Genomic DNA, 13651 nt, shown 5'->3' on the forward strand with positions numbered 1-13651 from the left:
GGGCGCCGCTCTTTCTATGTGCGGATCGTTCCGAAGCTCAGGCTTTTTAACCCGGAGCTCTCGGCCAGCACCTGCCAGGCTCAGCCGGCCGCGGACGCCCGCCGATTGTGCCGGCGTTTGATGAGATCCGTGGCGGTCTCCACCGTCACGGCGGCATCGCGGCAATAGGCATCGGCGCCGATCGCGCGCCCGAATTCTTCGTTCAAAGGCGCACCGCCGACGAGGACGATGTAATCGTCGCGGACACCTCTCTCTTTCAGAGTATCGATGACGACCTTCATATAAGGCATCGTGGTCGTCAAAAGCGCCGACATGCCGATGATGTCCGGCTGATGTTCCTCGATCGCGGCGAGATAGTTCTCGACGGGATTGTTGATGCCGATATTGATCACCTCGAAGCCGGCGCCTTCCATCATCATCGCGACGAGGTTCTTGCCGATGTCGTGGATGTCGCCCTTGACGGTGCCGATCACCATCTTGCCGATCTTGGGCGCGCCGGTTTCGGCAAGCAGAGGGCGCAGGATCCCCATCCCCGCCTTCATGGCATTGGCGGAGAGAAGCACCTCCGGCACAAACAGGATTCCATCCCGGAAATCCTCGCCGACGATGCGCATGCCTTCCACGAGCGACTTGGTGAGGACGTCATAGGGTGCCCATCCCCGCTCCAGGAGAATGTTCACGCCCTCTTCGATCTCTTCTTTGAGCCCATCGTAAAGGTCGTCGTGCATCTGCGCGACGAGATCCTCATCGCTGAGTTCGGACAGGACAATTTCCTCTTCGGCCACAGACAGGCTCCTTGCCAAGCGTTTGCACGTGGAAGCGTCATCGCATCATGCGGACATTTAGGGCAAGCCAATGCTTTGATCACGACCTGAGATGATTTTGTCTGCGACGTGGAATGTTTCGAGTTTTCCCGCCGCGTCACACTCTGCCGCAGGCGGAAGACCATGCGGGCAAGCGGCGCTCTAGCCTTCGATGACGATTTCCGCTGAGGCAGGAGCGCTGAGGATGGGCACGACCGACGAAACGGCCGGTGTGGACGAGCGTGGCGGACGGCGCCGCCGGGCAAGCGGCGGAGCGGAGGCGAGGCGGGCGAAGCGCTCCGGCTCGCGCAGCGTCCAGTTGCCCTTCATCCGCCGCACGCTCGCCGAGCAGACGGTGCTCGACGAAGAAGGTCTGGCGCTCATCGAAAAGAACGCCGACACGGTGCTTGAAGAAATCGGCATCGAGTTTCGCGAGGATCCTGAAGCGCTCAAGATGTGGCGCGAAGCGGGAGCAGACGTCTCCGGCGAGCGCGTGCGCTTTCCCAAGGGGCTGTGCCGGGAGCTTCTGAAGACGGCGCCTCAGACGTTTACCCAGCATGCTCGAAATCCCGAACGTTCCGTCGAAATCGGCGGCAAGGCGACGGTGTTCGCACCGGTCTACGGCCCGCCCTTCGTGCGCGATCTCGACAATGGCCGCCGCTACGGCACGATCGAGGATTTCCAGAACCTCGTGAAGCTCGCCTATCAGGCGCCGGCGCTGCACCATTCCGGCGGCACGGTGTGCGAGCCGGTCGATATCCCGGTCAACAAGCGCCATCTCGATATGGTCTATGCCCATATCCGCTATTCCGACAAACCCTTCATGGGCTCCGTCACGGCGCCGGAACGGGCGGCCGATTCAGTGGCGATGGCGCGCATGGTGTTCGGCGAGGAGTTCGTCGATCAGAACTGCGTGTTGATCAACTTGATCAACGTCAACTCGCCGATGGTCTTCGACGCGACCATGCTGGGCGCGCTCAAGACCTATGCGCGGGCGAACCAGGGTACGATCGTCACGCCGTTCATCCTGGCTGGCGCGATGTCGCCCGTGACGGTGGCGGGCACGCTTACCCAGGTCCTGGCCGAAGTGCTGGCGGGTGCCGCCTTCACGCAGCTCTGCCGGCCGGGCGCGCCGGTCATCATGGGCACTTTCGCGTCGTCGATCTCGATGCAATCGGGTGCACCGACTTTCGGCACGCCGGAACCGACGCTGGTGCTTTATGGCGCGGCGCAGCTCGCCCGCCGCCTCAATCTGCCGTTCCGCTCCGGCGGCTCGCTGTGCGCATCGAAAGTCTGCGATGCGCAGGCGGCCTATGAAAGCGCGCAGACCCTGACGCCGACGGTGATGGCCGGCACGAATTTCGTGCTGCACGCGGCGGGCTGGCTCGAAGGCGGCCTCGTCTCGTCGTATGAAAAGTTCGTCATGGATTGCGACCAGCTCGCCATGATGCAGCAGCTCTCGCGCGGCGTGGACCTTTCGGAAAACGGTCAGGCGATGGACGCCATCCGCGAGGTCGGACCGGGCAGCCATTATCTCGGCTGCGCCCATACCCAGGCGAATTTCGAGACCGCGTTCTACCGCTCGCCCGTCGCCGACAACAATTCCTTCGAGCAATGGCTGGCGGAAGGCTCAAAGACGGCGGAGGAACGCGCCAACGGGCTGTGGAAGAAATGGCTCGCCGAGTATGAGGCCCCGCCGCTCGATGAGGGCATCGACGAAGCCCTGAAGGAGTTCATCGAGACAACCAAGGCCTCGATGCCGGATGCGTTCGGGTAAGATCCCTTCAGCTGAGGCTGATGCGAGCATTTCAAGCGTATTGGCAGCCCGCAAACGTTCACTCTAAGATAGAGAGCGCTTTCTTGAGGGGGGGAGAAAATGGCTGTTCTGATCGAGGTCTCTGGCGGAACCTCGGAAGGATTTCTTATTGATGAGAAAGAAATAAGAAGAATTATAGATATAGTAATAGAAAAATTAGCATATCAGGATGATTTAAGATTCAGGTTAAAATATAAGTTGGCAAACGGTGCAATTCTAGAGCCAGATAAAATTGATAATTTATTTAATGAAGAAAATATAGGCACTAAAAAGATAATAAGTATTGGACTATATTGGTTCGGAGATGCTGAAGAAGAGAGAGGAGAGATAGAATTTATAAATTTGCACCACGACGAAGACGCAGGAAAATCTATAAGATACAAATTTATAGGAACAAATAGGGATGCATTGTTTGTTCTTTCCTCTGAGTTAGATGAAAGAATCAAAAAAGTATCCGTAATAAAATTAAAAAAACAGTATATTCAGTTAGTGGTATTAATAATTATGCTGATTGCGTCTTGGGTTCCTATTGTGCTAATGGATGAGCCCGCAAAATACAAGTCAATTGCTGATTCATTTCTGATGAGAGATAATATAACTCCAAGAAACATTATCGAATTTATGAAAGAAACTAAGAGTAGCGTGCCAGCTTTTATCCAATTTTATCCAGTTGTTATGGTATTTTTTTGTGGGTTCTTATCTTGCATCTGGATATATAGTCAGCAAGTTATTCCATCCATTCAATTTTTCGATCGGGGAAAATGAGAAAATAATAGAGAAAAGGAGGGCGCGCGTACGGTTTTGGGCGGCAGGTGTATTTGGAGCACTGCTGTTGGGTATTCTCGCTAGCTATCTCGCTGGCTTTTTGCCTTCGGAATGGTAGCGGATTGGGGATGTCGAAGGCTCTGCTCGATCCCGCCACCCTCTTGAGATCGTCGTCGCGATTCTGTCGCTGATTCCTCTTTCCGCCGGCGCGGCGGGAATCGTCCTCGGCTCGGCCTCTGTTTGAGGTCGATCCGTCCTGACCGGCTGACCTCGACAGTCATCTGCGCTTCCTGTCGGGCGTGTTTTCGCCGTCGGCGTTGCCTTACTCTCCCGTGCGCCGTGGATCGAGACGAAGACGCGGCGCTTCCGGCTGGTCTCGGACTCGTCTTCACTCGCGGGCTAGCGCGGCTTCTCTCACTCGTTCGCGCGGGGGCGCCGTCGTCCGGCGATCTCGGAGGCCTCGTCATGGGGCTTGGCGTCGCGACGTGCCTCGTCCTCTGGCAAGCGATGGCGACGCAGCAGAGGCTTTGAATTGTCTCACACCGGCGCGTCGAAGGGCTGATAGATCGTCTTGAAAGCGGGCAGCGCTTCGAGCCGTTGCGCATGGGCCTTGAGCGCCGGATAGGCGTCCATGTCGACGAGACCCGGATGCGCCTCGCTCAAGAAGCGCAACGCGGTCGCGACGAAAATGTCGGCATGGCCGATCGACGATCCGAGCCAGTAGGGCGCCTCGAGCCGCTTGCGGTCGGTCTCCAGCACCTCCAGCACGCCGGCAATCTGGTTGCGGCAGCGCTCCATCCAGACGTCGGATTTCTCCCCATGCAGGCGCAATTCGTAGATGAGGCTGACGGCCTTGTCGGCGAGCCCTGAGGCGAGCGAGGCGATCTTGATCGCGCGGTGGCGCGCCGGCTCTTCGATCGGGAACATCGCCCGTTCGGCCCCGACGAGATTGTCGAGATAATCGAGGATGGCGTGGCTTTCGATGAGGACGTCGCCATTGTCGAGGACGAGCGTCGGCACCCGCATCAAAGGGTTGTAGGCGCGGATCTTGTCGCCATCACCGAAGACGGACCAGGGCCGGTGCTCGAACGGTATGTCGTAGAGCGTGAGCGCGACGCCGACGCGCCGCACGAAAGGGGAATCATATTGGCCGATGAGGATCATGCTTGCCCCCTGAAAAGCTCAGGAATAGGTACCTGCGCAGCGAGATGGAGACAAGCTGGTGCTGAGCGAGATCGCAGCGAGGCTGAGACGTCACGGCCTCATCCTGCGCGGCGGATTTCACCCTAACAAGGACGAGGCGGGGCTCGACGGCTGTGGCACGGTCCTCCTCGTCGGCAATGCCGGGCCGGCGATGTGGAAGGCCTTTGCGCCACATGCGGGGGAGGGCGGCGACCCGCTCGACCGCTGGACTGAGCACGTCGTGGAGCCGCTTGCGGAAGCTTTCGGCGGCAAGGCGGTCTACCCGTTCGATCGGCCGCATCAGCCGTTCCAGCGCTGGGCAGGGAGAGCGGAAGGGCTCGAGCCGTCGCCGCTCGGCATCCTAATTCATCCCGAATATGGGCTCTGGCACGCCTACCGCGCCGCTCTGCTCTTCGCCGAACGTCTCGATCTGCCGCCGCGTCCAGCTCCAGACATGCCGTGCGAGAGCTGCGCCGAAAAACCCTGTCTCAAAACCTGCCCGGCCGGCGCCGTCAGCGAAGCGGCCTATGACGTGGCGGCCTGCGCCGCCCATATCGTGAGACGCGGGGCCGATTGTCTCGCCATCGGCTGCCATGCCCGCAACGCCTGTCCGGTCGGCGCCGCTTATCGCTATCAACCGGCGGAGACGGCGTTTCACATGCGGGCTTTTGCGCGCTTCCTGCCCCGCGCCGCAACCGCCTGAGGAGAGACGAGCACGGGACACCGGTTCGTTGGCGCTCCGAAGGCTGTTCGAGGACCGATGTGCACGGTTGCGCGGGTACGGTTCCGTCTCGCCGAGGGAACACCGGGAGAGGGGAGCGGTTTTTGTCCGGTCAGCCGCGGCGCGTGACCGAGCCCGCGCGAGAAAGGTCGGATCCCCTTGCCCACTTCGCGAGAACGCCTTCTTCTCCAGATTGTCGTTGCGATCCTATCGCTGATCCCGCTTTCCGCCGGCGCAGCGTGCGTCGTCCTCGGACCCGGCTTCCTGCAGGCGTCGGCCCCGTGGCCGGTCGACCTCGACAGCCATCTGCGCTTTCTCTCCGGCGTCTTCTTCGGCGTCGGCCTCGCTTTTCTCTCCTGCGTCCCGGCGATCGAGAGGAAGGGGGAGCGCTTCCGACTCCTTTCCATGCTGATCGTTCTCGGCGGCCTCGCCAGGCTTCTCTCGCTGGTGCTTGCGGGCTCGCCTTCGCCCGGTCATGTCGGCGGCCTCGTCATGGAGCTCGCGGTGGTGCCGTGTCTCGTTGTCTGGCAGAGGCGGGTGGCCCGCCTCAGATCGCGAACAGGATCTGCAGCGCGAAGATCACCCACATGAGGAGAAGGACGAAGAGGCCGAAAGTGAAGGCGCGGAAGCGGGAGCGAAGTTCGTTGGAGCCGATGTGGATATAGGCGTGCAGAAGGCGGCTCGCGACGAAGATGAAGCTCAAGATGACGAAGACGAAGCCCGTCTTGTTCGTCAGGACCGCCAGCGCCGTGAGGGCATAAAAGAGGACCGGCAGCTCGAACTGGTTGCGATAGCAATTGGCGGCCTGCAGGGCTTTTGCCGGCCAGTTCGGCTCGTTGAGCGCGATCTCGTCGGGCTTTACTTCCCCGCGGCGGATCGCGGCGAACCGCACCCGCCCCATATGGATGGCGAGAAAGAAGGTGAGCCCGACCTGGATGAAGGTGGGCAAAAGAACGAGGAAGAGCGGCATTGAGGCTCCGGTTCAAAGGATGAGACAGCGTAAGGCGGGTGATGTGCAAGACCAAGGGGCGGGACCGCCCCTTGGCTTTTTGAGATCGCCCCTGGAAGGGCGCGTCAGGCCTGAGCCGACAACGGCTCCGCCACCTCTTCGAGGCCACGTTGTTCGGCCTTGACGCCGAAGACGATGGCGATGCCCGCAGCCACGAAGAGAAGGGCCGCGGCGAAGCAATAGCCATAGAAGACGTCCATCGGATTGCCGGTGCCGATCAAACTACCGAAGATCCACGGTGCCAACACGCCACCTGTGGCCGTCCCGATGGCGTAAAAGAGTGAAATCGCCATGGCGCGCATCTCGAGCGGAAAAACCTCGCTGACGGTGAGATAGGCCGAGCTCGCCGCCGGCGAGGCAAAGAAGAAGATCACCGTCCACATCGCCGTCTGTGTCACCGCCGTCAGCGCGTCCTGAACGAAAAGGATGCCGGTGACGACGAGAAGCGTCGCGGCGATGCCGTATGTGGCGGAAATCATCTGCCGCCGTCCGATCGTGTCGAAAAGCGAACCGAGCACCAGGACGCCGAGGAAATTGCCGATGGCGAAGGGCAGAAGATACATGCCCGTATCGCTCGACGGCACATCGTAGAAGCGTGTCAGAACCAGCGCGTAGGTGAAGAAGATGGCGTTGTAGAGGAACGCCTGCGACACCATCAGCGACATGCCGAGGACGGAGCGTTTCGGGTAAGTCTTGAACATCGTCTTGAAGATGATGCCAAAGCCGAAGACCCGGCGCGGGTGAATGGTGATCGCTTCATCCTTTGAGGGCTGGTCGAGCTTTTTGCCGGTCTCTTTCTCGATTTCATTCTCGATGCCTTTGACGACCTTTTCCGCCTGATCTTCATAGCCATGGGTGGCGAGCCAGCGCGGGCTTTCCGGCACATAGCGGCGCACCAGGAGGATGCAGAGGCCGAGGATCGCACCAATGCCGAAGCCGACGCGCCAGCCGATATCGGTCGGCAGGATATCGGGATTGAGGAGCACGAGGGTGGACAGCGAGCCGACGGCCGCACCGAGCCAGTAGGAGCCGTTGATGAAAAGGTCGATCCGCCCGCGCACCCGCGCAGGAATGAGCTCGTCGATGGCGGAGTTGATCGCGGCATATTCCCCGCCGATGCCGGCACCCGTCATGAAGCGGAAGAGCGCGAAACTCCACCAGTTCCAGGAAAAAGCGGTCAGAAGCACGCCGACGAGATAGAGCGTCAGCGTGACGAAGAAGAGGACTTTTCGGCCGAAACGGTCGGTGAGATAGCCGAAGAAGATGGCGCCTGCGACGCAACCTGCGAGATAGAACGAGGCGATCGCACCGATCTGCGCGCTGGTGAAGTTGAGGGTTTCAGGTTCTTGCAGAACGCCGCTGATGGCGCCTTTGAGGGTGACTTCCAGCCCGTCGAGGATCCAGGTGATGCCGAGCGCGAAGACGATCAGCCAATGGAAGCGGCTCCATGGCAGCCGATCGAGCCGCGCCGGGATCAAGGTCTCGAGGGGTTCTGGTTTTTGCGTGTTTGCGTTACCCGCCTGTGCGTCTGCCACGGCCTGTCACCTCCGTTTTTCCGGAGATGAAAACCCCTGGTAGACAGAGCCGGTTCCTCGTATCGCGGCGCAAAAATGACGAAAAGCCGTCAAAAACGCGGTGCGAACGCCTTTCGGCGCGGGCAAAAGGGCCGGCTGGTGTGATCGAACCGTGGAAAATACGCCTCAGAGAGGAGTGGTGTTCGCCTGCCGAATGGATTTCAAAGCCAGCCGCGGCGCTTGAAGTAGAGAAGCGGCAGACCCGCGGAGATGAGCATCAAAATGAGGGCGAAGGGATAACCGAAGCTCCAGCCGAGCTCCGGCATGCCTTCGAAATTCATCCCGTAGATGGAGGCGACGAGCGTCGGCGGCACGAAGATGACGGCGACGACGGAGAAAATCTTGATGATCTGGTTCTGCTCCAGATTGATGAGGCCGAGCGTCGCGTCGAGCATGAAGCTGAGTTTGGTGGAGAGGAAACTCGCATGTTCGCTCAGGGATTGGGCGTCGCGCACCAGGATACGGGTGCGGTTTCTGGCTTCCTTGTCGGCCTTTTCCGCCTTGTCGCCCTTGGCACGCGGCGACAGCGTATGGTGGTAGGTGAGGAGGCGCGACAGCGAGACGAGGCTTTCGCGCACGAGCGATAGGAGATCGCCCTGCCGGCCGATCTCACCCATGGTCGAACGCAGATCGGCGGTCTTGCGGCTCACCTTCTTCACCTTGCTCTGAAACACGCCCTGCGACATGGAATCGATGTCGTGGCCGATCAGCTCCAGAAGATCGGCAAGCCAGTTCACCTGCGCTTCGAGAAGCCCGAGCATGATGGCTTCGGCCGTATCATAGCGTTCGCCAGTGCCTTTCTGGGCCTGGGCGAGGAAGGTGCGGAACTGACGCGGTTCGGCATAGCGCACCGTGACAAGATGGCCGTTGCGCAGAATGAAGGCGACAGGCGTCTTGGCCGGCTCGCCGCTCTGCACGCCGACGACCGTCGTGACGGTCATGAAGACGGCGCCTTCCTCCGCATAGAGGCGAGAGGACGGTTCGATCTCTTCGAGGTCGGCGACGGCCGGGATGTCGATGCCGATATAGTTTTCGACCGTTGCGGCCTCGGCCGCGGTCGGTTCCAGAAGATCGATCCAGAGAGGCGCGCGGGCGGTGTCTACGGAAGGCGGAGAGGTGAGGTCTGCGCCATCCACGGGCACGAGCCGATCACCCTGGGTCTTGTAGATCTGCAGCATCCTGGCTCCTTCTGCGGACGGGGAAGGGAACGCCTAGCGCCCCGTTTCGATCCGCTCAAGAGCGTGGTGTGCCGGCCTCCCTTCCGCCATTCTTGAACGGCGCCATGCCTTTGCGCGCAAGCGCATCGGCCCGCTCGTTCATCTCGTCGCCGGCATGGCCGCGCACCCAATGCCATTCGACATCGTGCTGCTTGATCGCAGCCGTCAGCGCCTGCCACAGATCGACGTTCTTGACCGGCTTCTTGGCAGCTGTCTTCCAGCCGTTCTTCTGCCAGTTTTTCACCCAGCTGGTGATGCCCTGGCGCAGATATTCGCTGTCGGTGTGAAGCGCGATGCGCGAGGGCCGCTTGAGAGCGCCGAGCGCCTCCACCGCGGCGGTCAGCTCCATGCGATTGTTGGTGGTTTCGCCTTCGCCGCCGCAGAGCTCCTTTTCCACCCCGCGATATTGCAGGATGGCACCCCAGCCGCCCGGTCCCGGATTGCCGGAACAGGCGCCGTCGGTGTGGATGACGATGGCGTCTTTATCGGTGTCTTTATCGCTCAAAGGTCGAAGCCGTATTCGCTGCTCGAGCGGACGCTGCGGTGGAAGCGCAGCTTGCGCACGAATTCTCCCGGGTCCTTGCGCGTAACAAAGGCGCCGGGCGGTGTGGTGTTCCAGTCGTAGAGACGGGTGAGGAGAAAGCGCAACGCCCCGCCACGCGCCAGAATGGGCAGCACCTCGCGCTCCTCCTGGGTCAGTGGCCGGCTCTTTTCGTAAGCCGACAAGAGCGCATGCGCCTTGGTGACGTTGAAGGTCGTCTCCGGCTCAAAGCACCAGGCATTGAGGCAGATGGCGAGGTCGTAGGCGAAGAAGTCGTTGCAGGCGAAATAGAAGTCGATGAGGCCGGACAGCGCGTCGCCGAGGAAGAAGACGTTGTCGGGGAAAAGATCGGCATGGATGACGCCTGACGGGAGATCTTTCGGCCAGTTGTTTTCCAGAAAATCGAGTTCGTCGGAGAGGAAGGCGTGCAGGCTCTCGTCGGGTTCGCTTGCCGCCTCGTAAGCGCGTTCATGCAGCGGCCGCCAGTCGGCGACGGTCAGCGCATTGGCGCGATGCATCGGAAAATCGCGGCCCGCCTCGTGCATCTGGGCGAGCGCCCGCCCGAGCTCGGCGCAATGAACGGTCTGCGGCCGGCGGACCCACATCCCGTCGAGGAATGAAAAGATCGCCGCGGGCCGTCCGCCGAGTTCGCGCAGCGCCACCCCGTCGCGGCCCTTGAGCGGCGTCGGACAGACGATGCCGCGGGCCGCCAGATGTTCGAGGAGCGACAGGAAAAAGGGCAGATCCTCGGCTTTCACCCGCCGCTCATAGAGCGTCAGGATGTAGAAGCCGGCATCGGTGTGCAGAAGGTAATTCGAGTTCTCGACGCCCTCGGCGATGCCCTTGAAGGCGAGCAGCGTGCCGAGCTCGTAGTCTTTGAGGAACGCCTGAAGCTCGCCGTCCCCAATCTCCGTATAGACTGCCATCCGTGGCGTTTACGCTGCAGCCTGGTCGCGCAGGGCCCGCGGCAGCAGGAAGGTGATGTCTTCCTCCGCCGTCGTCACGAGCTCGATCTTGAGATCGAAGCGCTCGCGGAAGGCGGCGACGACTTCCTCCACCAGAACTTCCGGAGCCGAGGCGCCGGCCGTCAGCCCGACGCGGCTGATGCCGTCGAAATCGGCCCAGTCGATCTCCGCGGCGCGGTTGATTAGCATGGCCTTGGGGCAGCCCGAACGTTCGGCGACTTCGCGAAGGCGCCGTGAATTGGAGGAATTCGGCGCGCCCACGACGAGCATGCGTTCCACCGTCGGGGCGACGGCCTTCACCGCCTCCTGCCGGTTGGTGGTGGCATAGCAGATGTCGCCCTTCTGCGGGCCGGCGATCGAGGGGAAGCGCTCCTTCAGGATCTCCACCATCTCGGCCGTATCGTCGATCGAGAGTGTCGTCTGGCTGATCCAGGAGAGGTTCTCCGGATCCTTCGGCGTGAAGGCGCGCGCGTCCTCCGGCGTCTCGATTAGGGTGACCGTACCGGGCTCGAGCTGGCCCATCGTGCCTTCGACCTCCGGGTGGCCGGCATGACCGATGAGCACGATCTCACGGCCGCGGCGCTCATGCAGGATCGCTTCCTTGTGCACCTTGGAAACGAGCGGGCAGGTGGCGTCGAGATAGAAGAGGTTCCGGGCGGTCGCCGCTTCCGGCACGCGTTTCGCCACGCCATGCGCGGAAAAAATCACCGGCTGCTCGGTCTCCGGAATCTCGTCGAGTTCCTCGACGAAGACGGCGCCCTTTTCCTTGAGCGTCTCCACGACGAAGCGGTTGTGCACGATCTCGTGGCGGACATAGACCGGAGCGCCGTAGCGCCTCAGCGCTTCTTCCACCACCTGGATGGCACGATCGACGCCGGCGCAGAAACCGCGCGGGGCGCAAAGATGAAGTGTGATCTGAGGTTTGGTCATGGGCCGTCCCGTTCAGGGCGAGGTAGGTCCGAGGGTGGGGTGAAGTCAAGCGTCGCCATCACCGCAGGCCCGATTGCATATCGTTTTCAGCCCTTTCGCCGCGCAGACGCGGGGCGGCAAACATGAGGAAAACCGCAACGAGCGCGATCGCGAGCCCATACCAGGTGAGCGCATATTGCAAATGGTCGTTGGGGAAAGACATGCGCGTTTCGCCTGCCTGAGGCAGGGCCGGCCCGTCGGGCGAGGCGAGAAGGTCGAGCGTCATCGGCGCGACCGGCCGGGCGAGGTCTTTGGCCGCCGAAATCGCGGCGATGGAGCGCGAGAAGAAGAGATCCTCGCCCGGCTTGTTGTCGGGTGTGAGCCAGGTCGGCGGATCGTCGGGGCGGATGAGGCCGGAAATCTCGACGGTGCCCTCAGGTGGCGGCGCCCACTCCGCCCGATCCGGCACGAAGCCGCGATTGACGAGAACCGTCCCCCCGGCATCGAGGGCAAACGGCGTCATGATCCAGGCGCCGGGGCCGGACGCGGGGCCGCGCGCATCGCCGAGCGGCAGGCTGGTGAAGACGCGCACTTCCTTTTCCGGCAGGTAATGGCCCGCCAGCCCGATGCGGCGGTAATGCAGATCGGCGATGTCGCCGGTGAAGATCGCCTCCTCCGGCACCGGCGGCAGCGAAGGCCGCTCCGCCACCTGCGCGATCAGATCCTCTTTCCAGGCGAGACGCCGCAATTGCCAGTTGCCGAGCGAGACGAGGATGGCAACGGCGACGACCACAAGAACACTGGGGACGAGAACGCCGGGGACGAGGAGGCGGCGGAGGCGCGTCATTGGCCGCTGCGGTCGATTTCGCCTTCTTTCGCTTTGTTGGCGTATTGCAGCGCCACCGCCAGGCCTTTGAGTGGCCTCAGCAGCACGAGGCAGAGAACGAGAACGATCGGCAGCCACAAAACGATGTGCACCCAGAAGGGCGGGGTATAGGCGAGTTCCACGATGACGGCGGCGCCCGCCACCAGAAAGCCGACGAACGTCATGGCGAAAAACGCCGGCCCGTCGGCGGAATCGGCAAAGCCGTAGCTGAGCCCGCAGGCGGGACAGGCCTCTTTGAGCTTCAGGAAGCCGTCGAAGATGCTCGCCTGACCGCAGCGCGGGCAGCGCCCCCGAAGTCCGGCTGAAACCGGATCGGGAGATGTGGTCGGGATTGCCTCGGGCGTCATGACATCAAAGGATGGTCCGGCGGACCATCCCTCCTTGCGTGTGCGTTCAGTGCGTGACCGCGCCGGCCGTTCCCCACACATAGATGCAGGCGAAGAGGAAGAGCCAGACGACGTCGACGAAATGCCAGTACCACGCAGCCGCTTCGAAGCCGAAATGCTTCTCGGGCGTAAAGTCGCCGCGCGTCGCCCGCCACAGGCAGACGGCGAGGAAGATGGTGCCGACGATGACATGGAAGCCGTGGAAGCCGGTCGCCATGAAGAAGGTGGCGCCGTAGATGTTGCCGCCGAAGGAGAAGGCCGCCTCGGAATATTCGTAGGCCTGCACGCAGGAGAACAGAATGCCGAGAGCGATGGTCAAGGCGAGGCCCCATTTGAGGCCGCGGCGATCGTTCACGAGCAGCGAATGATGCGCCCAGGTGACCGTCGTGCCCGAGGTCAAAAGGATCAGCGTATTGAGAAGCGGCAGATGCCACGGGTCGAAGACTTCGATGCCTTCCGGCGGCCAGGTACCTCCGGTCAGTTCCGCGCGCATCGGCTGGATGGCTTCTCCGGCATAAAGGCTCGCATCGAAGAAGGCCCAGAACCAGGCCACGAAGAACATCACCTCCGAGGCGATGAACAAGATCATGCCGTAGCGCAGATGCAGGGAGACGACGCCGGTGTGATAGCCCTGGTGGCTTTCCTTGATGACGTCGCTCCACCAGCCGATCATCGTGATCAGGACGCCGAGCAGGCCTGGAGCAATCCAGTAGACGCCCGCGCCTTTCATGGCGGCGATGGCGCCGAGTGCGAGTGCGAAAGCCGACACGGAGCCGACGAACGGCCACGGGCTGGGGTCCACCAGATGGTAGTCGTGGTTCTTGGCGTGGGCCTCTGCCATCGTTTCCTCTCTTGCAGGATCGCCGCTTCGGGCGCC

At 61.7% G+C, this 13651-nt stretch carries 15 protein-coding genes; 4 read left to right on the forward strand and 11 right to left on the reverse strand.

The features are described 5' to 3' along the window. Nucleotides 1-80: 80 nt before the first annotated feature. Nucleotides 81-785 (reverse strand): corrinoid protein, encoded by a 705-nt coding sequence (locus BLP76_RS03585; RefSeq protein ID WP_092809574.1) that lies wholly within the window; start codon nucleotides 783-785, stop codon nucleotides 81-83. 223 nt (nucleotides 786-1008) lie between these two features. Here BLP76_RS03585 and BLP76_RS03590 point away from each other — a divergent pair, with 223 nt between their 5' ends. Continuing rightward, complete coding sequence (locus tag BLP76_RS03590; RefSeq protein WP_092809576.1) at nucleotides 1009-2580, forward strand: trimethylamine methyltransferase family protein; 1572 nt, start codon at nucleotides 1009-1011, stop codon at nucleotides 2578-2580. 99 nt (nucleotides 2581-2679) lie between these two features. Then, nucleotides 2680-3384: a hypothetical protein gene (locus BLP76_RS18545; RefSeq protein WP_139163677.1), complete on the forward strand. Its 705-nt coding sequence runs from the start codon at nucleotides 2680-2682 to the stop codon at nucleotides 3382-3384. A 537-nt stretch (nucleotides 3385-3921) separates the two neighbouring features. On the opposite strand, the gene BLP76_RS03595 is transcribed toward BLP76_RS18545, so the two are convergent. Further along, nucleotides 3922-4548: a glutathione S-transferase family protein gene (locus BLP76_RS03595; RefSeq protein ID WP_092809578.1), complete on the reverse strand. Its 627-nt coding sequence runs from the start codon at nucleotides 4546-4548 to the stop codon at nucleotides 3922-3924. A 58-nt stretch (nucleotides 4549-4606) separates the two neighbouring features. Between BLP76_RS03595 and BLP76_RS03600 the strand changes: the two genes are divergently transcribed. Further along, nucleotides 4607-5269: a hypothetical protein gene (locus BLP76_RS03600; protein WP_244514404.1), complete on the forward strand. Its 663-nt coding sequence runs from the start codon at nucleotides 4607-4609 to the stop codon at nucleotides 5267-5269. A 177-nt stretch (nucleotides 5270-5446) separates the two neighbouring features. Further along, nucleotides 5447-5878: a DUF4345 domain-containing protein gene (locus BLP76_RS03605; protein WP_092809582.1), complete on the forward strand. Its 432-nt coding sequence runs from the start codon at nucleotides 5447-5449 to the stop codon at nucleotides 5876-5878. Here the strand turns inward: BLP76_RS03605 and BLP76_RS03610 are convergent. The 9 genes from BLP76_RS03610 to BLP76_RS03650 all read right to left on the reverse strand — a co-directional run bounded on the left by BLP76_RS03610 (nucleotide 5835) and on the right by BLP76_RS03650 (nucleotide 13615). Next, nucleotides 5835-6257 carry an MAPEG family protein gene (locus BLP76_RS03610; RefSeq protein WP_092809584.1) on the reverse strand — a complete coding sequence of 141 codons (423 nt, stop codon included), beginning with the start codon at nucleotides 6255-6257 and terminating at the stop codon, nucleotides 5835-5837. The genes BLP76_RS03605 and BLP76_RS03610 overlap by 44 nt on opposite strands. 104 nt (nucleotides 6258-6361) lie before the next feature. Beyond that, on the reverse strand, nucleotides 6362-7831 hold the full coding sequence (locus BLP76_RS03615; protein WP_092809586.1) for an MFS transporter: 1470 nt from the start codon (nucleotides 7829-7831) through the stop codon (nucleotides 6362-6364). A gap of 200 nt (nucleotides 7832-8031) precedes the next feature. Then, nucleotides 8032-9048: a magnesium transporter CorA family protein gene (locus tag BLP76_RS03620; RefSeq protein ID WP_092809588.1), complete on the reverse strand. Its 1017-nt coding sequence runs from the start codon at nucleotides 9046-9048 to the stop codon at nucleotides 8032-8034. A 55-nt stretch (nucleotides 9049-9103) separates the two neighbouring features. Beyond that, entirely contained in the window at nucleotides 9104-9592 is a 489-nt protein-coding gene (gene rnhA / locus BLP76_RS03625; protein WP_171904365.1) for a ribonuclease HI, read from the reverse strand. After that, entirely contained in the window at nucleotides 9589-10554 is a 966-nt protein-coding gene (gene thrB, locus BLP76_RS03630) for a homoserine kinase (RefSeq protein ID WP_092809592.1), read from the reverse strand. The genes rnhA and thrB overlap by 4 nt, the downstream gene beginning before the upstream one ends. Nucleotides 10555-10563: 9 nt before the next feature. Continuing rightward, complete coding sequence (gene ispH, locus BLP76_RS03635; protein ID WP_092809594.1) at nucleotides 10564-11523, reverse strand: 4-hydroxy-3-methylbut-2-enyl diphosphate reductase; 960 nt, start codon at nucleotides 11521-11523, stop codon at nucleotides 10564-10566. Nucleotides 11524-11581: 58 nt separating this feature from the next. After that, nucleotides 11582-12349, reverse strand: a complete 768-nt coding sequence (locus BLP76_RS03640) for an SURF1 family protein (RefSeq protein WP_092809596.1) — start codon at nucleotides 12347-12349, stop codon at nucleotides 11582-11584. Then, nucleotides 12346-12735 (reverse strand): DUF983 domain-containing protein, encoded by a 390-nt coding sequence (locus BLP76_RS03645; protein WP_092809598.1) that lies wholly within the window; start codon nucleotides 12733-12735, stop codon nucleotides 12346-12348. The genes BLP76_RS03640 and BLP76_RS03645 overlap by 4 nt, the downstream gene beginning before the upstream one ends. A 46-nt stretch (nucleotides 12736-12781) precedes the next feature. Next, nucleotides 12782-13615, reverse strand: a complete 834-nt coding sequence (locus tag BLP76_RS03650; RefSeq protein ID WP_092809600.1) for a cytochrome c oxidase subunit 3 — start codon at nucleotides 13613-13615, stop codon at nucleotides 12782-12784. Nucleotides 13616-13651 lie beyond the last annotated feature (36 nt).

This window comes from Afifella marina DSM 2698, from assembly GCF_900102695.1.
GTDB classification, from domain to species: Bacteria; Pseudomonadota; Alphaproteobacteria; order Rhizobiales; family Afifellaceae; genus Afifella; species Afifella marina.